The 25163-nt window shown below is 45.4% G+C and carries 20 protein-coding genes and 1 pseudogene; 13 read left to right on the top strand and 8 right to left on the bottom strand.

Annotation, left to right across the window (positions count from 1 at the left end):
- Positions 1-67: 67 nt before the first annotated feature.
- From secA to trmL, 3 genes and pseudogenes are all read left to right on the top strand, one after another.
- Positions 68-2782: a preprotein translocase subunit SecA gene (gene secA, locus METMA_RS0106040; protein WP_027147077.1), complete on the top strand. Its 2715-nt coding sequence runs from the start codon at positions 68-70 to the stop codon at positions 2780-2782.
- A gap of 215 nt (positions 2783-2997) precedes the next feature.
- A pseudogene (locus tag METMA_RS24065) lies at positions 2998-5548 on the top strand (glycogen/starch/alpha-glucan phosphorylase).
- A gap of 1 nt (position 5549) precedes the next feature.
- Complete coding sequence (gene trmL / locus METMA_RS0106025; protein ID WP_020158173.1) at positions 5550-6020, top strand: tRNA (uridine(34)/cytosine(34)/5-carboxymethylaminomethyluridine(34)-2'-O)-methyltransferase TrmL; 471 nt, start codon at positions 5550-5552, stop codon at positions 6018-6020.
- A gap of 210 nt (positions 6021-6230) precedes the next feature.
- Here trmL and METMA_RS0106020 read toward each other — a convergent pair whose 3' ends face one another.
- The 4 genes from METMA_RS0106020 to METMA_RS0106005 form a co-directional block, all read right to left on the bottom strand.
- Positions 6231-7229, bottom strand: coding sequence for an NAD(P)H-dependent glycerol-3-phosphate dehydrogenase (locus METMA_RS0106020; RefSeq protein WP_020158172.1), 999 nt, complete (start codon positions 7227-7229; stop codon positions 6231-6233).
- A 7-nt stretch (positions 7230-7236) separates the two neighbouring features.
- Positions 7237-7707 (bottom strand): protein-export chaperone SecB, encoded by a 471-nt coding sequence (secB, locus tag METMA_RS0106015; protein ID WP_020158171.1) that lies wholly within the window; start codon positions 7705-7707, stop codon positions 7237-7239.
- 71 nt (positions 7708-7778) lie between these two features.
- The gene (locus METMA_RS0106010) at positions 7779-8228 is read right to left on the bottom strand and encodes a rhodanese-like domain-containing protein (RefSeq protein WP_020158170.1); all 450 of its coding nucleotides are present in this window, start codon (positions 8226-8228) and stop codon (positions 7779-7781) included.
- Positions 8229-8270: 42 nt separating this feature from the next.
- The gene (locus METMA_RS0106005; RefSeq protein WP_020158169.1) at positions 8271-8582 is read right to left on the bottom strand and encodes an ArsR/SmtB family transcription factor; all 312 of its coding nucleotides are present in this window, start codon (positions 8580-8582) and stop codon (positions 8271-8273) included.
- A gap of 284 nt (positions 8583-8866) precedes the next feature.
- Here METMA_RS0106005 and gpmI point away from each other — a divergent pair, with 284 nt between their 5' ends.
- From gpmI to METMA_RS0105990, 3 genes are read left to right on the top strand one after another with little or no spacing between them, the layout of a single operon-like run.
- Positions 8867-10411, top strand: coding sequence for a 2,3-bisphosphoglycerate-independent phosphoglycerate mutase (gene gpmI / locus METMA_RS0106000; protein ID WP_020158168.1), 1545 nt, complete (start codon positions 8867-8869; stop codon positions 10409-10411).
- Positions 10412-10418: 7 nt separating this feature from the next.
- Positions 10419-11639, top strand: coding sequence for a murein hydrolase activator EnvC family protein (locus METMA_RS0105995; RefSeq protein ID WP_020158167.1), 1221 nt, complete (start codon positions 10419-10421; stop codon positions 11637-11639).
- 46 nt (positions 11640-11685) lie between these two features.
- Positions 11686-13008: a S41 family peptidase gene (locus METMA_RS0105990; RefSeq protein ID WP_020158166.1), complete on the top strand. Its 1323-nt coding sequence runs from the start codon at positions 11686-11688 to the stop codon at positions 13006-13008.
- A gap of 398 nt (positions 13009-13406) precedes the next feature.
- On the opposite strand, the gene METMA_RS0105985 is transcribed toward METMA_RS0105990, so the two are convergent.
- Together METMA_RS0105985 and METMA_RS0105980 are read right to left on the bottom strand one after the other, a co-directional pair.
- The gene (locus METMA_RS0105985) at positions 13407-13859 is read right to left on the bottom strand and encodes a DUF934 domain-containing protein (protein WP_020158165.1); all 453 of its coding nucleotides are present in this window, start codon (positions 13857-13859) and stop codon (positions 13407-13409) included.
- Entirely contained in the window at positions 13846-15498 is a 1653-nt protein-coding gene (locus tag METMA_RS0105980; RefSeq protein ID WP_020158164.1) for a nitrite/sulfite reductase, read from the bottom strand. Before METMA_RS0105980 ends, METMA_RS0105985 begins: the two co-directional genes overlap by 14 nt.
- Positions 15499-15712: 214 nt before the next feature.
- Between METMA_RS0105980 and nhaD the strand changes: the two genes are divergently transcribed.
- Positions 15713-17017, top strand: coding sequence for a sodium:proton antiporter NhaD (gene nhaD / locus METMA_RS0105975; protein WP_020158163.1), 1305 nt, complete (start codon positions 15713-15715; stop codon positions 17015-17017).
- 54 nt (positions 17018-17071) lie between these two features.
- The gene (locus METMA_RS0105970) at positions 17072-18424 is read left to right on the top strand and encodes an AmpG family muropeptide MFS transporter (RefSeq protein WP_020158162.1); all 1353 of its coding nucleotides are present in this window, start codon (positions 17072-17074) and stop codon (positions 18422-18424) included.
- Here METMA_RS0105970 and METMA_RS24060 read toward each other — a convergent pair.
- On the bottom strand, positions 18357-19172 hold the full coding sequence (locus METMA_RS24060) for an exodeoxyribonuclease III (protein WP_020158161.1): 816 nt from the start codon (positions 19170-19172) through the stop codon (positions 18357-18359). The genes METMA_RS0105970 and METMA_RS24060 overlap by 68 nt on opposite strands.
- A gap of 95 nt (positions 19173-19267) precedes the next feature.
- Here METMA_RS24060 and rpmE point away from each other — a divergent pair, with 95 nt between their 5' ends.
- Positions 19268-19468: a 50S ribosomal protein L31 gene (rpmE, locus tag METMA_RS26290; protein WP_081917738.1), complete on the top strand. Its 201-nt coding sequence runs from the start codon at positions 19268-19270 to the stop codon at positions 19466-19468.
- 237 nt (positions 19469-19705) lie between these two features.
- Here the strand turns inward: rpmE and METMA_RS0105960 are convergent, their stop codons facing one another.
- Positions 19706-22057, bottom strand: coding sequence for a penicillin-binding protein 1A (locus METMA_RS0105960; protein WP_020158160.1), 2352 nt, complete (start codon positions 22055-22057; stop codon positions 19706-19708).
- 280 nt (positions 22058-22337) lie between these two features.
- Between METMA_RS0105960 and METMA_RS0105955 the strand changes: the two genes are divergently transcribed.
- Genes METMA_RS0105955 through METMA_RS0105940 form a run of 4 tightly spaced genes read left to right on the top strand, consistent with a single transcriptional unit; the run spans position 22338 to position 25159 of the window.
- Entirely contained in the window at positions 22338-23399 is a 1062-nt protein-coding gene (locus METMA_RS0105955; RefSeq protein ID WP_020158159.1) for a pilus assembly protein PilM, read from the top strand.
- Positions 23399-23992 carry a PilN domain-containing protein gene (locus METMA_RS0105950; protein ID WP_020158158.1) on the top strand — a complete coding sequence of 198 codons (594 nt, stop codon included), beginning with the start codon at positions 23399-23401 and terminating at the stop codon, positions 23990-23992. The genes METMA_RS0105955 and METMA_RS0105950 overlap by 1 nt, the downstream gene beginning before the upstream one ends.
- Positions 23973-24599, top strand: coding sequence for a type IV pilus inner membrane component PilO (locus METMA_RS0105945; protein ID WP_020158157.1), 627 nt, complete (start codon positions 23973-23975; stop codon positions 24597-24599). Before METMA_RS0105950 ends, METMA_RS0105945 begins: the two co-directional genes overlap by 20 nt.
- Complete coding sequence (locus METMA_RS0105940; protein ID WP_020158156.1) at positions 24599-25159, top strand: pilus assembly protein PilP; 561 nt, start codon at positions 24599-24601, stop codon at positions 25157-25159. The genes METMA_RS0105945 and METMA_RS0105940 overlap by 1 nt, the downstream gene beginning before the upstream one ends.
- Positions 25160-25163: the final 4 nt, after the last annotated feature.

Raw genomic sequence — 25163 nt, 5'->3', positions numbered from 1 at the left:
AATGAAATAGACAGTATATAATCTCACATTTTGATTCAATTTTTACTAAATTCACCGGAAAGAAAATATGCTCGGTAAGCTGGTTAGATTAGTTGTAGGAAGCCGTAATGACAGGCTTGTAAACAAGAAAAGGAAGTTGGTCAAAAAGATCAATGCATTAGCTTCCGAATACGAAAAATTATCTGATGAAGCCTTAAAGGCAAAAACGCAGGAGTTTCGTGATCGTCTGGCGCAGGATGAAAAACTCGATAGCCTGATTCCGGAAGCTTTCGCAACGGTCAGAGAAGCGTCTACACGCGTCTTTGGCATGCGTCATTTTGACGTGCAACTGATCGGCGGTATGATTCTGCATGACGGCAAAATCGCTGAAATGAAAACCGGCGAGGGGAAAACCCTGATGGCGACTCTGGCGGCTTATTTGAATGCATTGCCGGGGCGCGGTGTGCATGTCGTGACCGTCAATGATTATCTGGCCAAGCGCGACTCGGACTGGATGGGGCGGCTGTACGGTTTTTTGGGTTTGACGACCGGTGTTATCGTCAGCCAGATGGATAGCCATCAACGGCGGCAGGCATATGCATCTGATATTACCTATGGCACCAATAACGAGTTCGGTTTCGACTATCTGCGCGATAATATGGCTTTCAGCCTGGAACAAAAAGTTCAGCGTGATCTGCATTTTGCCATTATCGACGAGGTAGATTCGATTTTGATCGATGAGGCAAGAACGCCGCTGATCATTTCCGGGCCTACCGAGGAAAGTACCGAATTTTATATTAAAGCCAATGAGATCGTCCCTTTCCTGACCAAGCAGGAAAAAGACGGCCAGAAAGGCGATTATACGGTCGATGAAAAAGTGCGCCAGATCTATTTGACCGAAGAAGGTCATGAAAGAGTGGAGCGCTTGATGGTCGAGCATGGTTTGATGGCCGAGGGCAGCAGCCTTTACGATGCGGCCAACATCCGCCTGATGCATTATCTGAATGCGTCGTTGCGCGCGCATGTGTTGTTTCAAAAAGATGTCGATTACATTGTCGCTAACAATGAAGTCATCATCGTTGATGAGTTCACTGGCCGTATCATGCCGGGCCGGCGCTGGTCTGAAGGTCTGCATCAAGCGATTGAGGCGAAAGAGCATGTCACGATCCAGAATGAAAACCAGACGCTGGCCTCGATTACATTCCAGAATTATTTCCGCTTGTACCATAAGCTTTCAGGTATGACCGGTACGGCCGATACCGAAGCGTTCGAGCTGAATAAGATTTACGGCCTTGAAGTGGTCGTGGTACCAACCCATAGGCCAATGATTCGTAAAGATTTAGGTGATTTGGTTTATCTGACGGCGCGTGAGAAATATATCGCTGTGGCGCAGGATATTAAATCTTGTGTCGAGCGCGGCCAGCCGGTCTTGGTCGGTACGACTTCGATTGAGAATTCGGAGCGGCTGTCGGCATTGCTGAAGCAGCAGGGTATCAAGCATGAAGTGCTGAATGCCAAACAGCATGAACGCGAAGCGCACATCGTCGCGCAGGCCGGCCTTCCCAGAGCTGTCACGATTGCAACTAACATGGCTGGCCGCGGAACCGACATCGTGCTAGGCGGTAACTTGGAGGCGGAATTGGCCGCTTTGGGTGAAGATGCGGCTGAGGAAGAGAAAGAGAAAGTACGAGGTGCCTGGCTGGATCGGCATGAACAAGTCATTGCCAGCGGCGGCTTGCATGTAATCGGTTCAGAGCGTCATGAGTCACGGCGTATCGACAATCAGCTAAGAGGTCGTTCCGGTCGTCAAGGCGATCCGGGATCAACGCGTTTTTATCTGTCGCTGGAAGATGATCTGATGCGTATTTTTGCTTCCGAACGCGTAGCAAGTCTGATGCAGAAACTGGGCATGGGCGACGGAGAAGCGATTGAGCACCCGTGGGTAACACGCTCGATCGAAAACGCCCAGCGCAAGGTTGAAGGACGCAACTTCGATATCCGTAAGGAAATCCTTGCTTATGACGATGTCGCCAATGATCAGCGTAAGGTGATCTATGAGCAACGTAATGAATTGATGGCGGCGGAAAATGTTTCGGACATTATTTCTGCGATACGCAGAGATGTCGTTAACAATGTCATTACGCAGTATATCCCGCCCAAAACCATGGAAGAGCAATGGGACATAGAAGGTCTGGAAGATCATTTGCGCCAGGAGTTCAATGTTGAAATTCCGGTAGGCAAAATGCTCGATGAGGATCATTCGCTACAAGAGGAAGGTCTGCGTAATCGTATTGTTGAAATTCTGGAACAAAACCATAAGGATAAGGAACAACAGATCTCCAAGGAAGTCTTACAGCATTTTGAAAAATCAGTCATGCTGCAGGTTCTGGATAACAGCTGGAAAGAACATTTGGCTGCCATGGACTATTTGCGTCAGGGTATCCATTTCAGGGGATATGCGCAAAAAGATCCCAAGCAGGAATACAAGCGTGAAGCTTTTCAGATGTTTACCGATTTACTGGACCATATCAAGTACGAAGTTATTACGATTTTGGCGAAAGTTCAGGTGCGGCAGGAAGAAGATGTACAGGCAATCGATGAGCAAATGCAGGCGCCCAAGGAAATGCATTTTGAACATGCCGAGGCTTCGGCCCTGGAAAATAAGGAGCAGCCAGAAGCGGCTCCCGCAGAAGAACAGACCGCGCAGCCTTTTATCCGTGCTGGCAATAAAGTCGGGCGCAATGACCCTTGCCCTTGCGGGTCAGGCAAGAAGTATAAGCAATGCCATGGTAAATTAAGTTAATCAGGTGGATAAAATCACCTGCCATCAGTTAAAAAAGGCTGAAGAAACCGAATGACATGTTAGTTATTTCTTCAGCCTTTTTTCTTAAATAAAGCATCGGGACATTATTAATCTGGAAATATCTGAGGTAACCATGCCCTGGGGGCTGGGGCTTGATCATGATGTGTTTAATAGGTAACATCAATTTCATATAAACTCTTCCATTATTAAATATTATGCCGCATAGCAGTTTCAAAAAAAGTAAACCCAACTCCGCAATTACTACACTTCCAGGTTTAGGAATGGATGAAGAACACTTAGTGGCCGATTTTAAACATTATTATGGACACCGACTCGGTCGAGACGAAAATTGCAGGTCACCGCATTATGCCTATGAAGCGCTGGCCATGGTCGTCAGTGACCGGCTCATCGAACGCTGGAAGAAGACTTATAACGCTTATAGGGAAGAGGATTGCAAAAGAGCGTTCTATTTGTCTATGGAATTCCTAATGGGGCGGACATTAAGCAATGCCATGCTGAATCTGGGCATCAACGATGTCATAGAGCAATCCATGCATGAGTTGGGGCTGGAACTCGAGGAGTTAATTGATAGCGAGCCTGATGCGGGTCTCGGCAATGGTGGCCTGGGACGACTTGCGGCCTGTTTTATCGATAGTTGTGCAACTTTGCAATTGCCTGTGACCGGATATGGTTTGCGTTATGAATATGGCATGTTCTCCCAAGACATCGTTAATGGTGAACAGGTGGAAAAACCGGATCATTGGTTGCGTAACGGCAATGTCTGGGAGATTGAGCGTCCAGAATATACGCATCGCATCAAATTTGGCGGCCGCACGGAGACGCATATTGATGAGCATGGAAATAAAAAAGTCTCTTGGGTCGACACGCACGATATATTGGCTGTTCCGTTCGACACGCCGATACCGGGATATCGCAATGGCACAGTGAATACATTGCGTTTATGGAAGGCAACCGCAACGGAAGAGTTTGATTTGCAGGAATTTAATGCCGGTGATTATGCCGAGTCAGTTGCTGCCAAGAACACCGCTGAAAATATAACCATGGTGCTGTATCCGAACGATGCCAATGAAAACGGCAAGGCTTTGCGCTTGCGGCAGCAATACCTGCTGGCTTCGGCAAGTTTACAGGATGTGATTGCCAATTGGGTTGGGCGGCACGGCAATGATTTTTCCGAATTCGCAGCGAAAAACTGTTTTCAGTTAAACGATACGCATCCGAGTATATCGGTCGCCGAATTGATGCGCCTACTGATAGATATGTATGGGTTGAACTGGAACGATGCCTGGAATATTACCCGCAATACCATGGCCTATACTAATCACACGCTGCTGCCGGAAGCCCTGGAACGATGGCCGGTCAGTCTGTTCAAGCAGTTGTTGCCCAGATTAATGGAGATCATTTTTGATATCAATGCCCATTTTCTGGCGGAAGTATCGGCTCACTGGCCCGGCGATAAAGACCGCTTGGCGCGTATGTCTTTGATTGAAGAAGGTCCAGAACAACAGGTCAGGATGGCCTATCTGGCGATAGTTGGCAGTTATTCAGTCAACGGCGTTGCCGAGTTGCACTCAAAGTTGTTGCAACAAGGTCTGTTTCGAGACTTTTATGAACTTTGGCCGGGGAAATTCAATAATAAAACCAATGGCGTAACCCCTCGCCGTTGGTTGGCGGCGTGCAATCCGGAACTGGCGCAATTGATCACTGAAGCCATAGGCGATGGCTGGTTGACCGATTTGTCTTTATTGAAAAATCTCAAGCCACTCGCCGACGATAAGGCTTTCCGCGAGCGTTGGTATCAAATGCGGCAAAATGCCAAGAAAAGGCTCATCGAATACAAGAAACAGGAACATGATGTGGATCTGGAGCAGGATCTGGACCTGGATGCAGATGCCTTATTTGATGTGCAGGTAAAGCGCATTCATGAATATAAGCGCCAATTGCTGAATGTGCTTCATGTTATACATCTGTATGACCGCATTAAACGCGGCGACACGGCAGACTGGACCAACCGCTGTGTGCTGATTGGCGGTAAAGCCGCGCCGGGTTATTATATGGCGAAAAAAATTATTAAGCTGATCAACAATGTCGCGCATGTCATCAATAGCGATCCCGATATCGGCAATAAATTGAAACTGATCTTCATGCCTAATTACCGGGTCTCGGCCATGGAAAAAATTTGCCCGGGCGCGGACCTTTCAGAACAGATTTCAACAGCCGGCAAGGAAGCTTCCGGCACCGGAAATATGAAGTTCATGATGAACGGTGCTTTAACGATTGGTACGCTGGATGGGGCCAATATCGAAATTAGGGAAGAGGTCGGGCATGATAACTTCTTTTTATGTCGGGCATGATAACTTCTTTTTATTTGGCTTGACAGAGGAACAGGTTGAAGAATTGAGCCGCCATTATGATCCTGTTTCGATCATCCATCAGGATGAGGATCTGCAACGAGTCATGAACCTGCTGGAGTCTGGGCATTTTAATCAGTTCGAGCCGAATATCTTTGACGATATTATTGCGTCGGTAAAAAGCCCTCACGATCCCTGGATGACCATTGCCGATTTCCGCAGCTATGTTAATGCACAGAATCATGTGGAAGAGGCTTATCGCGATAAAGATCATTGGACCCGCATGAGCATCCTGAACTGCGCAGCCAGTGGTAAGTTTTCCACCGATAGGACGATCGCCGATTACAATAACGATATTTGGAAGCTGACGCCGGTCAATATCAATAATCAAGATTAACATGTTCCATATCGTTCTGTATGAACCGGAAATTCCTGCGAATACCGGTAACATTATTCGCTTATGCGCGAATACCGGTGTTCAACTGCATTTGATTGAGCCCCTGGGCTTTGAGTTGAGCGACAAGAAATTGCGGCGGGCAGGACTTGATTACCACGAATGGGTTGATGTCAAAGTGCACGTTTCATTAGCTGCCTTTATGGATAGCGTCGAGCCTCAGCGATTATTTGCGCTGACAACCAAAGGGCGGAAACAGTACAGTGAAGTGGCTTTTCAGCCTCATGATGCTTTTTTGTTCGGCCCTGAGACAAGAGGATTGCCTGATGCTGTTTTAACTGAGCTTGTTCCCGACAGACGTTTGTGTTTGCCTATGAAAGCGGAGAGCCGGAGTCTGAATTTGTCCAACACTGTTTCAATTGTCCTGTACGAGGCCTGGAGACAGTTATCTTTTTCAGGGGCACTAATAAAATAGCAGGGTGTGGGGTTCTGGTAAGGTCTCCGCATCACGAAGAGTATTATCAGATAAACGCCACATAAGGCGCGGTGATTTCAAATCGTTGAAATGGCGATGATTTGTATAGGGTTTTCAGGGCTTATACATGTCCATGGAGGCAGATTTACCAACATAGCGCACCTACTTCCTTGTAGGGCTTTCTCATTTCCTAATGTTTTCAATACGATATTAGGATTCGGGTTTCTGTTCGCGTGCCAGCAGGTTTTGTACAGCGGTCAAGGGTGCCAAGCCCTCATATAAAACCTTATAGGTCTGTTCCGTAATAGGCATCTCTATGCCATATTTTTGAGCCAGCAGGAAGGTTTCCTTGGCGGCTGAAACCCCCTCGATTTCTTGGCCGATTTCCTGAGTTGCCGCCGTTCTGTCCTTACCCTGGCCTAACGCTAAGCCAAAACGCCGGTTTCTGGACTGGTTGTCGGTGCTGGTTAGAATAAGATCCCCCAGGCCAGCCAGTCCCATGAAGGTTTCCTGTTTTCCCCCAAGTTTGATTCCTAGGCGAATTACTTCGGTAAGGCCTCTTGTAATCAAGGCCGCCCGTGTGTTGGCGCCGAAGCCGAGTCCATCAGCAATGCCGGTGGCAATAGCCAAGACATTTTTCACTGCACCGCCTACTTCGACGCCGATCAGATCGGAACTGGTATAGGCCCGGAAGCGCCCGCTATGCAGGATATCCGCTAATTGACTGGCAAAATCCGGCTGAGATGAGGCGATCGTGATTGCTGTAGGCAATTCGGCTGCAACTTCACGAGCAAAGGATGGGCCTGAAATGGCGGCCGCGGGTGTTTGGGTAGAAAAGACTTCGGCTACTATCTCGTGAAGCAAGGCGCCAGTTTGAGGGTTAAATCCTTTCGTTGCCCAGGCAATTTTTACCTCATCGGAAACATAAGGCTTGAGTTTTATCAGCGTATCTTTAAAGGCGTGGCTCGGTACGGCAACCAGTATCAAATTGCTGAATGCAGCAACTTCCGCCAAATCTGATGTCACGGCAAGGCTTTCAGGAAAAGCTGCATCAGGCAGATAGCGTCTATTTTGTCGGTCTCGTGCCAGAGTCGCGATATGGTCTGGATTGTGTCCCCATAGCAATGTTGGACAGCCGTTTCTGGCGGCCAGGATCGCGAGCGCGGTTCCCCAGGAGCCTGCGCCCAGAACAGATATTTTTTTATTCATATTCGGTTTAATTGACGGCTTCAGAGCTAGGTGCTTGATTTTGTGCGTGTTGCAGATGTTGTGCGTATAAAGCGTCAAAGTTTACCGGTGCTAGAAGCAGCTGCGGAAAGCCACCTTTTGTAACGAGGTCGGAAACGACTTCCCGGGCATAAGGAAAAAGAATGTTGGGGCAGAAGCTGCCAACCATCGGTCCCATTTCCTGATCGTCAAAACCGTTTAAAGCGAAAATGCCAGCCTGATTGACTTCAACAAGATACGCTGTTGTGTCACCGCTTTTGACAGTGATTGTAATGGTAAGCGCTACTTCATAAAGTGAATTTTCTAAAGGTTCAACATGGGTGCTCAGGTTGAAGTCGACGGAAGGTTCCCATTTTTCGATAAAGACTTTAGGGGAATTTGGGGTCTCGAAGGAAATATCCTTGGTGTAAATTTTTTGAATGGAGAATTGTTTTTCTACGGTTTTGTTTTCTTCGGCCATGAGAAATTATAAATTTAAGTTGGTAAGGATAGTCGTGGAATTTATAGGACTGTTAAGCGACCGCCGCGAAATCATGCGGTAGCTTTATTCTTGCCGGATGCTTTTATCGGTAGCTTATAGTCATCTTCCCAGGATTGCATGCCTCCGGTGATAACGAAGATTTGTTCAAATCCTGCCTTGGTTAATATTTTAGCGGCAGAGGCTGCTCGCGTACCGGTCTGGCAGGCTATCAGTACAGGTTTTTTCTTGTAAGGTTCCAGTTTTCCCAGTTGTTCCGGTAATTTACTTAAAGGTGAGTTGATAGCGTTTTCTATATGGCTTTGATTAAATTCATTCGGTTCACGCACGTCAATGATGACAGTCTCGCTACCATTCATTTTAGCAACCGCTAATAAAGGCGAAATGGGCTTGAACTTTTTGAATGCCGTATCAAGCAGTTCTTGTATCAATAAAAATGTCACCACTGCCAGGGCGAGGGATAAGATGTAATGATTTAAAATGAATTCTAAGATGCGGTCCATGGATTGAGGTGTGTTGAGTATATTAATGATAAGTAAATCAGTTTATGAAGAACAGAAGACGTCCTGCATCATTTTGATAAGTTGCAGCATTCGCTCATCGTCAATGTAGTAATAAACGCGATTAGCTTCCTTTTTATGGCCGAGAATGTTTTTTTCCCGAAGAATTGCCAGATGTTGGGAAATATTACTCTGGCTTGTCCCTACCTGTTCTACAATATCCTGAACACTGACCGAGTTCGTACCAAGCACGCATAATATTTTTAGACGCAATGGATGCGACATCGCCTTAAGGCAACGTGCCGCTTTGATTATGTCGGGGTCATTATATAAAATGTACTCGTCTTTAGTTTCCATAGGACTGCTTAAAGTTACCGGGTTGCTGAGTCTAATTCTAAAAAAAGAACCCACGAAGAATTATTTATACACAACTATTGTTAACGTGTATTACTATAATAACGACTTGCTTACGATTTTTTGCTTCGTTGTCAAATACAAAAAGCCAGTAAATCTAACAAAATGATACCTTATTTTCAATCATTTTGGGTAATGAAGAATTAAAACAACCTATTTGCGAATGTCTGCTCTAAGCGTGATTAATCGATGTGAGTTTTGCTTTAATGTACGGAGATAAACAGAGAATGTTAAATCGGCCAAAGCCTTTGGTGTTGCTGATCCTTGACGGGTTCGGCTACTCGCAGGACAAAGAATATAATGCGATTGCAATGGCTAATACGCCTTGTTGGGATGCTTTGCAGCGCGATTATCCTATGACGTTGTTGAATTGCTCCGGCAATGTAGTGGGGTTGCCTGACGGTCAAATGGGAAATTCGGAGGTCGGTCATCTTCATATAGGAAGCGGTCGGTATGTTCCACAGGATTTATCTTTAGTCAATAATGCCATAAAAGACGGTAGTTTTTTTTCAAATTCTGTACTTTGTCGAGCCGTTGATAAGGCCAAAGAGTCAAACAAGGCTTTGCATATTCTGGGGTTGTTATCGCCTGGCGGCGTACACAGCCATGAAGAGCAGATTGTAGCGATGGTTGAATTGGCTGCCAGACGCGGCTTGAGCAAAATCTATATGCATGCATTCCTGGATGGACGGGATGTTCCGCCTAAGAGTGCCATGTCATCGCTGCAATTACTGGAATCGAAATTTGCTGAAGTAGGTGTGGGCCGTATAGCTTCAATTACCGGGCGATTTTATGCCATGGACAGAGACAATCGGTGGGAACGCATAAAATGTGCTTATGATTTAATCGCGAAAGGAGAAGCAAGCTTTTATGCTGATTCGGCAATGGAAGGCTTGGAGGCCGCTTATAACAGAGAGGAAACTGATGAGTTTGTGTCTCCGACCGCTATTTGGGATGCCGAACATCAAGCCGTGGTTCTGGATCCCGAGGATTCGATTGTTTTTATGAATTTTCGTGCGGATCGCGCACGTGAGATCTGTCGGGCATTAACGGAAACACATTTCGAAGCCTTTGACAGAGCTCAAGAGCCCCACAAAGGGTATTTTGCCACTTTAACCGAATATCATCAGGACTTTGATTATGATGTGGCTTTTCCCGCGCTTGATATAAAAAATGGTTTGGGAGAAGTGTTGTCCAATCTGGGCATGACTCAGTTAAGGCTGGCAGAAACCGAAAAATATGCCCATGTTACTTTTTTCATAAACGGCGGCATAGACACGCCTTTTCCCGGCGAAGACAGAATATTGGTCCCTTCTCCTAAAGTCAGAACATATAACCTGCAGCCTGAAATGAGTGCTGGGGCGGTGACCGACCATTTAGTCGATGCCATCACTGGCGGGAAATACGATGTTATTATCTGTAACTATGCGAATTGCGATATGGTGGGTCACACCGGTGTGATTGATGCCGCCGTCAGGGCAGTGGAGGCAGTGGATGCCTCATTGCAGCGAATAGTCGATGCGTTGCTGAAAGTGGACGGACGTCTGTTGTTGACCGCCGATCATGGCAATATTGAGCAGATGATTGATAAAGAAACAGGGCAGCCTCATACCGCGCATACCACAAATCCGGTGCCCCTGGTTTATGTCGGCGGCGACAAACCATTAGCTTCGGGTGGCGGATTGTCTGATCTGGCACCAACCATGTTGGCGATTTTAGGTATTGAACAACCGATTGAAATGACCGGTAGATCGCTTATTGGATCTGTTTAGTCTTTGAATGAGAAAAAAGATAGTTTTTTGTTTTTTGCTGGGTGCATTTATAAATCAGGGTATTGCTGGTGTCTCGCAAAAAAGTAAGGAGCTGGGAGAAATTCGGTCGGATATTAAATCCGTTGAACAAAATATGGAGCGTATCCAGCAGAAAAAAGATGCGTTAACTGCTCAGTTGGCAGGCATTGAAAAAAAATATGGCAAAACTGTTGCTCTATTGAAAGATTTGCAAGAACAAATTAACCAGAAGCGGCAGAATCTAAGCAAGACTCAAACGGAAATACAGCACTATCAAGATGAGGTGAGAAAACATAATCAAGAATTGGCTAGCCAGATAAAAGCGGCTTATGCAATGGGGCGAAAGGAAAAGTTGAAGCTAATGCTCAATCAGCAAGATCCCGCCTTATCAAGTCGGATGATGGTATATTACAATTATCTTAATAAGGCACGCTTAAGGAGACTGGCTGATATTGAAGATGCTATGAGCCATTTGGGGCAATTAGATAAACAAAAACTGCAAGAAACTGAACTTTTAGAGCAAAACCTGGAACAAAAGAAGGCAGAGCAATTAGCATTGGCTAGTGTCAGAAAGCAGAGAAGCGAAGTGCTGGCACAATTAGATCGGGACTTTTCCTCAAATGAACAGCGATTGAGTAGCTTAAAAGACAGCGAAAATGAGCTAATGGCTCTGATTGCCTCATTGCAGAATGGAAGTTCCGGTAATTTTGCTTTTGAAACCGAGTCGGCAGAGTCGGTCACGGATAAAGACGGTCTTCGGACTCTTGGTAAAGACAAGGATGATGACAAAACTAAGGCGGATTTTTCTACGCTTAAAGGCCGATTGCCTTGGCCTGTTGAGGGAAGACTGGCGCAGAAGTTTGGTAGTCCACGTTCGGAAGCCCTTTGGGATGGTGTATTGATTGATGCTCAAGAAGGAGCCGAAATACATGCTGTTACTAGAGGCGAAGTGGTCTATGCGGAATGGCTCCGAGGTTATGGTTTGTTGACGATTATTGATCATGGTAAGGGATATATGTCCCTGTATGCCTTTAATCAGAGTCTTTACAAGCGAGTTGGTGAATGGGTAGAGGCAGGGGAAGTTATTGCTTCCGTAGGACAAAGTGGCGGGCGTAGCCAGCCTGGGTTATATTTTGGAATACGCAGGCAAGGCAAGCCGGTCGATCCTCTTGAGTGGTGCCGGAAAGTAAGCCAGGATCATGTTGGTTAGTCATTAGACAATATTTTAGGAAATCGTATTCGGGGTTTTAAGATACATGCTAAAAAAGAAAAGTATTTTTATTTTGTTCCTGGGCATTATGCTGGGTGTTTTTGTAGGCACCTGTGGCAGTGTCTTTGCTGATCGGGACAATGGAGAGGTCATAACTGATTCAGAAACGCTGCCCTTTGAAGATTTGCGGACATTTACAGAAATTTTTGGCCGGATCAAGCGGGATTATGTAGAGCCTGTTTCAGATAAAAAATTACTGGAAGATGCTATTAGAGGTATGCTGACAGGACTTGACCCCCATTCTGCTTATTTAATTGCAGAAGAGTATCAGGAATTAAAGGAAGGTACTACGGGGCAGTTTGGTGGCCTGGGCATAGAAGTAACCATGGAAAACGGTTTTGTTAAAGTAGTTTCGCCGATTGATGATACGCCTGCGCAAAGAGCGGGCATAAAGAGCGGGGACCTAATTGTCCGGCTTGACGATCAGCCTGTAAAAGGCATGTCTTTAAATGATGCGGTTAAAATCATGCGGGGCGAACCGGGTAGCAAAATTTTGCTCACAGTTGTGCGAGAAGGAGAAGAAGCTCCTCTGAAATTAACCATAGTCAGAGACATAATAAAAGTTAAAAGCGTAAAAAGCCGTATACTGGAAAAAGATTATGGCTATGTGCGCATCAGTAGTTTTCAGTCCAGAACCGGAGAAAGTCTCAAGGAAGCTATTGCCGAGTTGAAAAAGGAAAATGCGGGTAATTTAAAAGGACTGGTGCTGGATTTAAGAAATAACCCCGGTGGTGTATTAAATGCGGCAGTGGAAGTGAGTGATGCATTCATTAAAAGCGGGCTTATTGTTTATACCGAAGGGCGCATTGAAAATTCTGAAATGCGATTCAACGCGTCTCCGGATGATGTGGTTGATGGTGCGCCGATTGTTGTCCTGATTAATGCCGGCTCGGCATCGGCTTCGGAAATTGTGGCTGGGGCATTGCAGGACCAAAAACGAGCCGTGATTATAGGCGAGAAATCGTTTGGCAAGGGATCGGTTCAGACTATATTGCCGACAAGTAATGGTGCAGCGGTTAAGTTAACTACTGCCCGGTATTACACGCCTTCAGGGAGATCCATACAAGCCGAGGGCATTGAGCCGGACATCACCTTAGCTCGTGTCAAGCTGGAATCATTGGATAAATCGGAATTCACACCTGTTAAGGAGTCAGATTTGTCACATCATTTGTCGAATGGCAATAAGCGAGATGATGCAAAAAAAGACGCCCAGCAGATGGATAAAGATAAAGATGCCCTGGACCTCAAGGATTATGCGTTGCACGAGGCGCTAACACTATTGAAAGGCATCAGTATCATGCATAAATAATCGTTATATCTCGGTTCTTTATTCAGAAACCCGCTCTTCAGGCAGAATGTGCCTGGAGAGCGGGTTTTTTATGTGATGAGTCAGAGGTAGAGTCTATCAATCTATTACAGGTTTTATTGAGCGCAAGCCTTGCCCCTTCGCTTTCTCAGGCTATCCGGTTCCGGCAGTGCCTGGCGGTCGACTTGAAAACCCTTGTAGCTGGCGCGCGGGTAGTCCAGCCACAGTTCGCTGTAAGCGATGAACAGCGATTATGGATGCTTAAAAATGTTCGGATTGTGCCGGGCGCTCAGTTAAATACTGAAGTTCTGGATTGATAATACCTGTAGAGAGGCCGTGTCCTAAGTATTCTGACGAATAGAGAACAAGGTGTGCGATGAAACACACCTTGACTGTATGATTTAATTAATGGATTTTTGATAACTAACTGTAAAGTCATCAAGTGTAGAGAGCGCAACAGGCAGTTCTTCAGATTTTTCAAATTTGAATGCATTGATGCCAACACGCGATAAATAAAATAATTGGTCTAGCATATAGTGTCCTGTTGCTCTGATCTCGCCAGTATAATGGTGGCGAGATCTAAGCAGCCATGCATGAGAAAATGCTCGTCCGTCAGTAAAGGCAGGAAAATTCAGTTCAATTAATTCAATTTCTTTCAGGTCTTCTGCAATTTCGTCAATCGAATCGGAAGGCTCAAGTCTAACGCCTAATTTTCCGTCGTGATGCAGTAATTGCTGTTTGTCTTTTTTCCAACGAGCGAGTGAAACGCTGATGTTTCCGGCTCTTAATTCTTCATCATCAGAAACATAACTCCAGTTATCATCGATGATCTGCTTGTCTTTAATTATCTGCATAGACTTCTTCTCTGAATGGGGTGATTCCAACCCGTTTTACCGTGTCCAGGAATGATTCGTCGTCCAGACGCTGTTTGATATAAACGTCAAGAATAGTCGTCACTGCCTTGGTTACTTGATCTTTGGCAACAGCCGGCCCTAATCGTTCGCCAATCGCGGCTTCGTTTTCCGAGGAGCCGCCGAGTGTCAGTTGATACCATTCAGCGCCTTTTTTATCAACACCCAGTATGCCAATATGGCCGACGCTTTGGTGGGCGCAGCCGTTCATGCATCCCGACATATTGATTTTTACGTCCCCTATGTCATGAATATAGTCCATGTTGTCAAGGGCTTCGTTAATTTCCTTAGCAATACCGATAGAGCCGGCATTGGCCAGCGAGCAAAAGTCAAGGCCAGGGCAGCAAATCATGTCAGTTACGGTACCAATATTGGGCGTGGCCAGCTTTAATGTCTCCAGTTTTTGCCATAGTGAGAACAGATCGGCTTGTTTGACATCGGCGAAGACCAGATTCTGTCTATGGGTGCTTCTGATCTGCCCGTAACTGTATTGATCGGCCAGGTCGGCAACCGCATCGAGCTGCGTGTCGGTCATGTCGCCAGGAGGGGAGTCCTGCGCCTTAAGTGATAGAAAGACGATACGATATCCTGGTACTCTATGATCAACAGTATTATGTTTAACCCAGGTGGCAAACGCTTGGTTTTCCAGTTGGCGCTGTGCAAAGCTAGTATCTTCCGCGGAAGTCGAATCGTAGGCGGGAGGGGTAAACTGGGCTTTTATCGCATTAATGCGATCGGGGCTGAGCTCAAGGTTATCTTTGATCAGTTGCCATTCGTTTTCAACCAGTCGGGTAAATTCTTCCAGTCCGGTTTCTTTAACCAGAATCTTGATCCGTGCTTTATATTTATTGTCACGGCGTCCGTACAGGTTGTAAATGCGTACTATAGCTTCCAAGTAAGACAGCAAGTGCTTCTTTTCCAGATAGGGTCTTATTATCTGGCCGATAATGGGGGTGCGGCCCAGACCGCCGCCGACCAGTACTTGAAAGCCTGTTTCACCGGCATCGTTTTTGACTAAATGCAAGCCTATGTCATGAAATTGAGTGGCGGCCCGGTCAAGCAAGGCACCGCTGACCGCAATCTTGAATTTGCGCGGCAAATAGGCGAACTCTGGATGCAAGGTGGTCCATTGCCGGATAATTTCACAGTAAGGGCGAGGATCTTCAATCTCATCTTTACAGACACCGGCCAGATGATCCGAAGTTGTGTTTCTCAGGCAATTGCCGCTGGTCTGGATGGCATGCATTTGAACACTGGCCAATTCTTCAAGAATATCGGGGATTTTCTCCAGCTGTGGCCAGTTAAACTGGATGTTCTGCCGAGTTGTAAAATGACAATAGCCTTTGTCATACTTACGGGCAATATGGGCCAGTTTGCGAAATTGCCTGGAGGCAAGCAAGCCATACGGTCCGGCTATTCGTAGCATCGGGGCGTGAGTTTGAATGTAAACGCCATTCATTAACCTCAACGCACGAAACTGATCATCCGATATTTCGCCTTTTAAAAAACGCTCGGTCTGCCGTCTGAATTGGGCTACGCGTTCTTCAATAAGTGTTTGGTCGTCTTCGTTATACTGATACATAGATGTTGTACTGGTTATGCCTGTCAGGCGAGTATTCACGGCTAATAATCATATACCGCAAGTCTTAAAATGACAAAGATTATTATATAGTGATACTATTGCCGGTTAAAATTTGGTCAGTGATTGTTTAGTTAAACACAAGAAAAATTAGGGGGTTATTTTGTTGCGGTTTTTATTTGTTCTATTGTCGTTGTCGGTGTTGCCTGAAATGGCGATGGCGGCCGATTTTCAAACGCTTGGGCTGACAGGAACAGAGCGCGGTATTTATACTGTTCTGATCTTTATTATTGCCTACGGCTTTGTTATGGCGGAGGAATTTACCCATTTGCGTAAATCCAAGCCAGTTATTTTGGCGGCTGGCATTATTTGGGCGCATGCCGCGGTGTTGGCATCTGAAGCAGGTGTTTCGGCCAAAGATATGCATGAGGCTTTCGAATATAATTTGAAAGAGTACGGCGCATTGATGCTGTTTCTTTTAGTTGCGATGACTTATATCAACGCAATGACTGAGAGGAATGTGTTTGAGGCCTTAAGATCGTGGTTGGTAAGAAAGCAGTTCGGGTACCGTCAGCTGTTTATAATTACCGGTGTGATCACTTTCTTTTTATCCGCTGTCGCCGATAACCTTACCGCTGCGTTGCTGGTTGGGGCGGTAGTCATGGCGGTAGGGGCTGATAATCCGAAGTTTGTCAGTCTCGGCTTCATAAATATTGTTGTTGCGGCCAATGCTGGCGGTGCTTTCAGTCCTTTTGGCGATATTACTACCTTGATGGTCTGGCAGGCGGAATATGTTCAGTTCTTTGATTTCTTCAAACTGTTCATACCTTCGGCGGTAAATTATGGCGTTCCGGCTGCAATAATGTATTTTGCCGTACCGGATGAGCAGCCGAAAGCCTCTAGCGAGGAGGCGGTGTTTTTAAAACCGGGGGCGGTACAGGTTTGTGGTTTATTCCTGTTAACTATCGTTACCGCGGTAAGCTTTCATCAGATTCTGCATTTGCCGCCTTTTATGGGCATGATGGTGGGACTTTCTGCATTGATGATATATGGATACCGCATCAATGTGCTGTATTCGTCTCAAGGTCAAGCTTTTGATATTTTCGATAAAGTGCGTGAAGCTGAATGGGATACATTGTTCTTCTTCTTTGGTGTCGTATTTGCTGTTGGCGGATTGGGCTATATTGGATATCTTGAGTTGCTGTCTGGTGCTTTATATGACGGTTTGGGGCAGACAACCGCTAATATATTAGTGGGGATAATCTCGGCGATTGTTGACAATATTCCTGTTATGTTTGCAGTACTGAACATGAATCTGGATATGGATCTGTATCAGTGGTTATTGGTTACCTTAACTGCTGGTGTGGGGGGGTCTATGTTGTCAGTTGGATCTGCCGCCGGTGTGGCATTAATGGGGCAGTCTAATCATAAATACACCTTTTTCACTCATTTGAAGTGGACACCTGCTATCGCTGCGGGTTATGTTGGAAGTATCTTCGTTCATTACTTGATTAATGGTTGATGTTCTTAATAGGCACCGCATTTCTAATGCGGTGCTCACTCTCTGGTGAGGCCGATGGCAGCTGAAAAAAGTTGGCGTTCGGCCTTTTTGATTTATGCCCAGCCTCGCGTGCTGGGCATGTTATTCCTCGGTTTCTCTGCTGGGCTGCCTTTTCTATTGGTCTTTTCTACGTTATCAGCCTGGTTAAGAGATGAAGGAGTGACTCGTTCTGTTATCGGATTTTTTAGTTGGGTAGGTCTGACCTATTCAATAAAAGTATTTTGGGCGCCTGTTATTGACAGGCTGTCGTTGCCTTTTTTTACCCGGGTATTAGGCAAAAGACGTAGCTGGATGTTTCTTGCTCAAGTGGGGATTATGATCGGCCTGATTGGAATGGCCAGTTCGGATTCGCACACACAGCTGCAGCAGATTGCTTTATTTGCCGTATGGGTGGCGTTTTGCTCGGCCACGCAGGATGTGGTGATTGATGCCTATCGCATTGAGGCTGTCAAGCCTGAATATCAAGGCGCAATGGCGGCAACTTATGTTTTGGGTTATCGGATTGCGCTGTTGATATCTGGTGCAGGGGCTTTTTATATCGCGGCTTATACCAGTTGGAGATCGGCTTACTTTGCCATGGCAGGCTCCATGATTGTGGGGGTCGTAGCGACACTCTGTCTCAGTGAGCCTGAGCATAAAAAGATAAAAACCGAAAAGTTGTTAGAAACTAAGCCTGAGTCGGTGCCGGCCGTAAAAAAACGCCTGAATATCAGGCAGCGTTTACTTTCGAATATCTCTGATGCTGTTTTGAGTCCTTTTGTGGAGTTTTTTAGTCGTAACGGTGCAGTCGGATTGTTGATTCTGATGCTCATTGCTGTTTATAAAATGAGCGATATCACGATGGGGGTTATGGCGAATCCGTTTTATCTCGATTTGGGCTTTAGCAAAAAAGAGATTGCGGAAATCAGTAAGATTTTCGGTTTTTTTATGACCATTGCCGGTGCGACCCTGGGTGGCGTATTGGTGGCGAGATACGGCATTATGCGGCCTTTGTTATTAGGGGCGGTGATAGTGGCCGGTACGAATTTGTTGTTTGCGTTTTTAGCGATCAGTGAGCCTGATTTATTGTTATTGGCAGGCGTAATAAGTGCTGATAATTTAAGTGGCGGTATAGCAACATCGGTATTCATTGCTTATCTTTCCAGTTTGACGAATACTTCATACACTGCCACTCAATACGCGCTATTCAGTTCCTTGATGACCTTGCCGGCACAGCTTTTAGGCGGCTTATCTGGCATCATTGTTGACGCTTATGGGTATTATGTTTTTTTTATTTATGCGTCGGTCGTAGGGTTGCCGGCTATAGTTCTGGTGCTTTTATTGATGCGTCATCAACGCTTGACTCAAGCTCGTAGTCATAGTCCATGATAAGCGGCGCATGATCGGAAAAGCGTTCATTTTTATAGATTGATACTGCGTTCACTCTGTCTTTGAGTGAGGCGCTAATGATCTGGTAATCAATGCGCCAACCTACATTTTTTTTCCAGGCTTGTCCTCTGTTGGACCACCAAGTGTATTGCTCGGCTTCCTGGTTAATCAGTCTGAAGGCATCCAGCCAGTGGTTGGTGGCGAATAATTGAGTCAGCCAAGCCCTTTCTTCCGGTAAAAAGCCTGAGTTTTTCTGGTTACCCCGCCAGTTTTTCAAGTCAATTTCTTTGTGTGCAATGTTCCAGTCGCCGCAGATAATATAATCCCGGCCGCTTTGTGCGCATTCATGTAAATAAGGCAGGAAGCGGTCCATGAATTTAAACTTGATGGCTTGTCGGTCTTCACCGGATGTGCCCGATGGCAGGTAAAGTGATATAACGCTGAGCTTGCCAAATTGTGCTTCAATAAAGCGGCCTTCTGCGTCGATATCCGGCCAGCCTATCCCTCTTATAATTTTATCGGGCTGCTTTTTGCTATATAGCGCTACGCCGCTATAGCCTTTTTTTTGAGCATCATGATAGAAGCAATGATAGCCTGTAGGACAAAAAAGCTCGGGGTTTAATTGATAAAACTGGGCTTTTGTTTCTTGTATACAAACAAATTCGGCATTTTGTTGTTGAAGCCATTGAAAAAAACCTTTGCGTTCGGCCGAGCGAATGCCGTTAGCATTTAATGTGATAATGCGCATGTTTATAAATTGAGTTGCGGATTTGGAATGAAAAACGTATTATACGGGGTTCTTCAATAAGTATGTAGCCCATCCATGGGTAATGTGAAAGTGATATGAAACCAGAAATTCATCCTGAATATAAACAAATTACCGTAACATGTGGTTGTGGTAATACATTTGTAACCGGTTCTGTATTAAAAGGCGACTTGCAAATAGAGGTTTGCTCCTCATGCCACCCTTTTTATACAGGTAAACAACGTGTCGTCGATACAGCGGGTCGTGTCGATAAATTCCGTAAAAAATACGGAAAATAAATTTTCAGATTTTTTGTTTTTGCCAGTTATATTAAGTCCAATAGTTTTTGGAACGTCGGATTATTTCTGAGCGTTATCAATGAAGGACTTCTCAATAGCTGGGGGCGGCGGTAATACGGCTAATCCGTGCGGGCAAGCATGGCCGCAACGATTGGTAATAATGCATTAAAAGACTGGGGTTATTTTTATGGCCCCAGTTTCAGTTTGCAGGCTTTTGCGCGTCTATTTTTTATAGGTTTAAAATAAAATTTCAATTGGTTTCTCATTAGACTCTCCGTATTCGGCAGGGAAATTGTCAAACAATGATGAGGATTTGCTGGGGGCTTGCTCAGCCTGGAAGAATTCCCATACTCCATTTTGACTCGCCTCAGACACTAGCAGTCCTGTTTGAGGGTTGATAAATGCCTTAACTATTCCCTCTGGTGCGTCAAAGGGAGCTTCGGGCGTATTTTTCAGCGCTGTCTGCATAAATTCTATCCACATCGGCAAAGCCGTAGTGCCGCCCGTCTCACGATTTCCTAAGGGCGAGTAGTTGTCAAATCCGACCCATGCTGTCGCCACGATGGATGGTGTGTAACCGTTAAACCAGGCATCCCTATGGTCATTTGTTGTGCCAGTTTTGCCGGCAAGATCCTGCCGGTTCAGAACTTTTGCACGTGTCGCAGTACCGCGTTGAACAACGTCTCTGAGCAATGAATTCATAAGAAAATTGATTCGGGGTGAAATAATTCGCGGGGCGTAGGCTTTATCGAGTTCCTGATTGCTATCGCATGAAGAGCAGGCAATTTTAGGTTTTGCCTGATAAATGACTTTGCCTTCGTGGGATTCGATGCGTTCAATAAAATAGGGCTTGATAAGAAAACCGCCATTAGCAAATGCGGCATAAGCTCTTGCCATCTGTAAAGGCGAGGCATAGCCGCTGCCTAAGGCCAGGGACAGGGTTCTAGGCAACTGTTCTTGCGTAAAGCCGAAGCGCAAGGCTGTTGAAATGGCTTTTTCAATGCCTATTGTTTTTAAAAGACGAATGGAAATAATGTTTCTTGACTGTGTCAAGGCTGTTCTCAGGCTGGTGAGCCCAAAAAACTTCCGATTGTAATTCTCAGGTCTCCATTGGTCGTTATCCTGGCTTGAGTCATCAACAATAATGGGAGCGTCATTAATAAAGCTGGCCGGGGTGTAGCCTTCTTCCAATGCCGTGGTATAAATGATGGGCTTAAAACCTGATCCTGGTTGTCTTTTGGCCTGGGTTGCGCGATTGTATTTGTTACGAAAGAAATCGAAACCGCCAGACAATGCCAAAATTGCGCCATTGGCCGGATTAATGGAAACGAAAGCCCCTTCTGCTGTCGGTATTTGCGTCAACGCCCAAGAATCGTTTGGTAATCGACGAACACGAATAATGTCGCCGGGTTCTAAAAAGCGCTTTATTGGGCTTGTGCCGGCGTTTATAGGCTTTCTGCTATTTTGAGCCCATTTTATATTTTCCCAAGGTATTTCGATGATGGCGTTATTCTGAAGCTTGGCGGTAGCCGTGCTGTTAGTGGTGCTTATAATGCAGGCAGGTAATGTATCGCCGATAATGAGGGCGTCTCTGAAACTACTTGTGCTAATGTTGGCATGAGGCAATGAATGGTATCCATGACGTTCATCATACGCATGCAATGTATTTCTAAGCGCTTGATCGGCAGACGCTTGCAATGACGCATCTATCGTTGTATAGACTTTGAAACCCGATGTATAGACCTTTTCGCCATATTTATCGAAAAGTTTTTGCCTGACCATTTCAGCTAAATAGGGGGCTGAAATGTCAGGCGAGATGTATTGCAATTTTGCAGTTGACGGTTGCTTGGCTGCGTTGTCAAACTCTTGTTGCGTTATGTGGTTCAGCTCAAGCAGTCGCCGCAAGACATAATTGCGCCTTTGCAGTGCACGCGCCTCATTAGTGATTGGATTGTAGGCTGACGGGGCTTTTGGCAGGCCGGCGATCATCGCGTATTCAGCAAGCGTAAGCTCATTCAACGTCTTGCCATAATAAGTCTGGGCAGCTGCGGCTATGCCGTAAGCTCTATGGCCCATATAGATTTGGTTCAAATAAAGTTCAAGGATTTTGCTTTTCGGATATTCGTTTTCTATTTTTAGCGCCAGAATAATTTCTTTTAATTTCCGAATATAGGTTTTTTCTCTGCTGAGCAGAAAATTGCGCGTCACCTGCATAGTGATAGTGCTGCCGCCTTGGCTTTTTTTGCCAGTCAAGGCAAGTTGTATGGCGGCTCGCAATAAGCCTTTATAGTCGATACCTGGATGCTCGAAAAAGCGTTCATCCTCGGCAGCCAGGAAAGCATTAATAACCCGTTGAGGCACCTTATTGAGGCTAATCGGGGTGCGCTTTTTTTCACCGAATTGAGCAATCAGGAAATTGTCTTTGCTGTAAATGCTTAAAGGAATTTGATATTGAACATTATGTAATGCTTTTATATCCGGCAGTTCTGTTGATAATCTTTGATACAGCAAGTAACCGGCAATTGCCACACATGCGCTGGCTGTTATGGAAAGAACAATCAGCCCCTTCAAAATTTTTCTGCACACCATTTTTATAGTCACAAGTAATCCTGAATACAATTTACGGTTAATTGAACTATAGCTTCTGAAAATACAACATCTTCTGGTTAGCTGCCGACTGTAGCATTCTTGGCCCGAGTATAGTGCAACCTATCACACATCACACAAATAATTTGGGCATTTTTAATATCAAAATAAAAAACACTACTATACTTTTTTGGTAATTAGTTTTTCGACAGCTATAGATACAAGAGACGGGCATTTCAATTTATGCAACATATTCATTATCAAGTTTTTCAAGAGTTAATACATGAGCTGGTTTAATCAAAAACAGAATGCTGTCCTTGGTATTGATATAAGTACAGCGGCAGTAAAATTACTGGAATTGAGCAGGGTTGGGGCTCGTTACCGAGTTGAGAACTACGCGGTAGCGTCGTTACCACAAGACGCCGTCATCGATAAAAACATCGCGAATGTTGATGTTATATCCGATGCGATTAAAGTTGCCTTAAAGTTATCCGGATCAAAACTCAAGCAAGCATCTGTGGCGGTTGCGGGTTCTGCTGTTATGACGAAAATTATAACAATGCCCGCTTCATTAACCAGTGATGAAATGGAAGAGCAGATCATGGTTGAAGCCGACCAGTATATCCCCTATTCACTCGATGAAGTGAATCTCGACTTCGAAGTGCAGGGTGAAAATGAAAATAATCCGGAAATGGTCGATGTGCTGCTGGCCGCCTCAAGGAAAGAAAATGTGGATGATCGAGTGGAGGCATTAGCAAAAGCGGGATTAAAAGCCAAAGTGGTCGATGTTGAAGCATTTGCAATGGAAAACGCATTTACGTTGCTCGCCGATCAATTGCCCGATTCAATAGAGGGGCAGACCATTGCTATCGCCGACATGGGGGCAACGATGGCTACTTTGAATGTTCTCCATGACTGCCGCACCGTTTATACAAGAGAACAAGGATTCGGTGGGCGGCAGTTGACTGAAGAAATCCAGCGCAGATATGGCTTGTCTTATGAAGAGGCGGGCTTGGCCAAAAAGCATGGCGGACTGCCGGATAATTATACCACTGATGTACTTGACCCCTTCAAAAGAGCTATGGTGCAACAAATTGCTCGATCACTGCAGTTTTTTGTTTCATCAAGTGCGAACAGGGGGATTGATAGCATTATTCTTGCTGGCGGTTGCGCTTCAATACCCGGCGTGGAAAAGCTGGTTGAGCAAAGTCTAGGTGTGCCAACGTATATCGCTAATCCTTTCATTAACATGGCCTTGTCAAATAGGGTAAAGCCGCAGGCGCTAAGCAATGATGCACCTGCAATGATGATCGCCTGTGGATTGGCATTAAGGAGTTTTGACTAATGACAAAGATTAATCTACTCCCTTGGCGCGAAGAGCTGCGCAGACAGAAAAAACAGGATTTCATCACGGCAATTGGTTTATCGGTTTTGGCTACGATTGCTATTCTCGGGATGGTTCATTTCTATATTGAAGGTCTGAAAGACTATCAAGAGCGAAGAAATAAAATGCTGCAGGATGAAATAGCATTGCTGGATAAAAAAATTAAGGAAATCAAGGATATTGAAGAGAAAAAACATAAACTGCTGGCCAAAATCGATGTGATTCAGAAATTACAGGAAAGCCGTCCGGAAATTGTGCATTTGTTTGATGAAGTCGCACGAACGACACCTGAGGGCGTTTTTCTTACCAAATTCACACAGGCTGCATCAAGCCTGACTTTTAACGGTAAATCGCAATCAAACGCGAGAGTTTCCGCCTTCATGCGAGCCATAGACAAGTCTCCCTGGCTGCAAATACCTAAACTTGATGTGATTCAGTCAAAGAACAAATCTAATTCTGAGCAGTTAAGCGATTTCACCATGCGTGCAAAACAGGGTAAACAAAAGGCCGAAGCGGAAAATGGGGAGGTAGGCAATGAATCTGTCGGAAATTAATTGGGATTTTAATGCGGCAGGAACATGGCCATTGCCCGTCAAGGCGGCAATAACTTTGCTGGTATGCATTGTGGTCGCAGGTGGAGGTGTTTACTACGATACCGTTGATCAGTTAACTGAGCTTGAAAATATTGAGCAGAAAGAGCAGGAATTAAGAGCCACATTTGAAACAAAACAAAAAAAAGCCATAAACCTTCAGGATTATCGAGATCAACTGGCTCAAATTGAAGTTTCGTTGCAAGGAATGCTTAGACAAATGCCTACTAAGGAAGAAGTCGCAAGCTTGCTGATCGATATTTCACAAACAGGATTGGCAAGCGGTCTGGAGTTTAGACTGTTTAAACCGGCAGGAGCCGTGAATAAGGATTTTTACTCAGAGCTGCCGATTAATATTGAGGTAATAGGAAAATACGAAGAATTGGGATTGTTTGTAAGCGGTTTGGCTGCTTTGCCTAGAATCGTTACCGTGCATGATGTCAACATTAATCCTGTCGATAAAGATAAATCTGGTGCTATGTTGATGAAAGCAACGATAAAAACCTATAACGAAAATGTTAATCAAGCGCCCTCAACGGGTAAGGTTAAGAAAAGACGGGGGAAAAAGTAATGGAGCGCAAAAGTTTACCGTTATTGACTAGCGGGCGGGCTGGGCTATACCTAGGCTGCGCAGTTTTTATCGCTCTGTTAACAGGTTGCGGAAATGAGGATTTTTCAGATTTAAGCCGCTATATCTCCGATGTTAAGGCCAGGCCTAAAGGCCCTATAGAGCCATTGCCCGAGATTAAGGTTGTGGAACCTTTCATCTTTAAGCCGGAGGGATTGCGGGATCCGTTCAAGCCGCTTGAGCAGACGGAGCAGGTAGAAGGGCCTGATGTTGGAACGGGGAGTGGTATAAGGCCTGATACTTCCCGTCGAAAAGAAGAGCTGGAAGCATTCTCTCTCGACAGTTTAAGAATGGTGGGTACTGTGGTTATGAAGTCAAATTTGTGGGGGTTGATAAAAGCGAGTGACGGAACAATTCATCGCGTTCAGGTTGGAAATCATGTAGGTAAGAATTACGGAAAAATTATAAGGATAGTTGAAGATAAAATTGAATTGATGGAAATCGTTCCGGATAAACCGGGCTCGTGGCGCGAACAAGCTGCTACCTTAGCATTGTCAGAATGATTTC

The organism is Methylobacter marinus A45 (genome assembly GCF_000383855.1).
Lineage (GTDB): Bacteria > Pseudomonadota > Gammaproteobacteria > Methylococcales > Methylomonadaceae > Methylobacter > Methylobacter marinus.
This window is presented reverse-complemented; position numbering and strand designations above follow the sequence as displayed.

Coding starts and splice junctions, on each gene's coding strand:
- METMA_RS0105985 (WP_020158165.1), bottom strand. CDS start 13,859: ATGCAGATAATTAAAGACAAGCAGATCATCGATGATAACTGGAGTTAT.
- trmL (WP_020158173.1), top strand. CDS start 5,550: ATGTTCCATATCGTTCTGTATGAACCGGAAATTCCTGCGAATACCGGT.
- METMA_RS24060 (WP_020158161.1), bottom strand. CDS start 19,172: ATGCGCATTATCACATTAAATGCTAACGGCATTCGCTCGGCCGAACGC.
- METMA_RS0105945 (WP_020158157.1), top strand. CDS start 23,973: ATGAATCTGTCGGAAATTAATTGGGATTTTAATGCGGCAGGAACATGG.
- METMA_RS0105995 (WP_020158167.1), top strand. CDS start 10,419: ATGAGAAAAAAGATAGTTTTTTGTTTTTTGCTGGGTGCATTTATAAAT.
- METMA_RS0105990 (WP_020158166.1), top strand. CDS start 11,686: ATGCTAAAAAAGAAAAGTATTTTTATTTTGTTCCTGGGCATTATGCTG.
- gpmI (WP_020158168.1), top strand. CDS start 8,867: ATGTTAAATCGGCCAAAGCCTTTGGTGTTGCTGATCCTTGACGGGTTC.
- METMA_RS0106005 (WP_020158169.1), bottom strand. CDS start 8,582: ATGGAAACTAAAGACGAGTACATTTTATATAATGACCCCGACATAATC.
- METMA_RS0105955 (WP_020158159.1), top strand. CDS start 22,338: ATGAGCTGGTTTAATCAAAAACAGAATGCTGTCCTTGGTATTGATATA.
- METMA_RS0105940 (WP_020158156.1), top strand. CDS start 24,599: ATGGAGCGCAAAAGTTTACCGTTATTGACTAGCGGGCGGGCTGGGCTA.
- METMA_RS0106020 (WP_020158172.1), bottom strand. CDS start 7,229: ATGAATAAAAAAATATCTGTTCTGGGCGCAGGCTCCTGGGGAACCGCG.
- METMA_RS0106010 (WP_020158170.1), bottom strand. CDS start 8,228: ATGGACCGCATCTTAGAATTCATTTTAAATCATTACATCTTATCCCTC.
- nhaD (WP_020158163.1), top strand. CDS start 15,713: ATGGCGGCCGATTTTCAAACGCTTGGGCTGACAGGAACAGAGCGCGGT.
- rpmE (WP_081917738.1), top strand. CDS start 19,268: ATGAAACCAGAAATTCATCCTGAATATAAACAAATTACCGTAACATGT.
- METMA_RS0105950 (WP_020158158.1), top strand. CDS start 23,399: ATGACAAAGATTAATCTACTCCCTTGGCGCGAAGAGCTGCGCAGACAG.
- secA (WP_027147077.1), top strand. CDS start 68: ATGCTCGGTAAGCTGGTTAGATTAGTTGTAGGAAGCCGTAATGACAGG.
- secB (WP_020158171.1), bottom strand. CDS start 7,707: ATGGCCGAAGAAAACAAAACCGTAGAAAAACAATTCTCCATTCAAAAA.
- METMA_RS0105960 (WP_020158160.1), bottom strand. CDS start 22,057: ATGGTGTGCAGAAAAATTTTGAAGGGGCTGATTGTTCTTTCCATAACA.
- METMA_RS0105980 (WP_020158164.1), bottom strand. CDS start 15,498: ATGTATCAGTATAACGAAGACGACCAAACACTTATTGAAGAACGCGTA.
- METMA_RS0105970 (WP_020158162.1), top strand. CDS start 17,072: ATGGCAGCTGAAAAAAGTTGGCGTTCGGCCTTTTTGATTTATGCCCAG.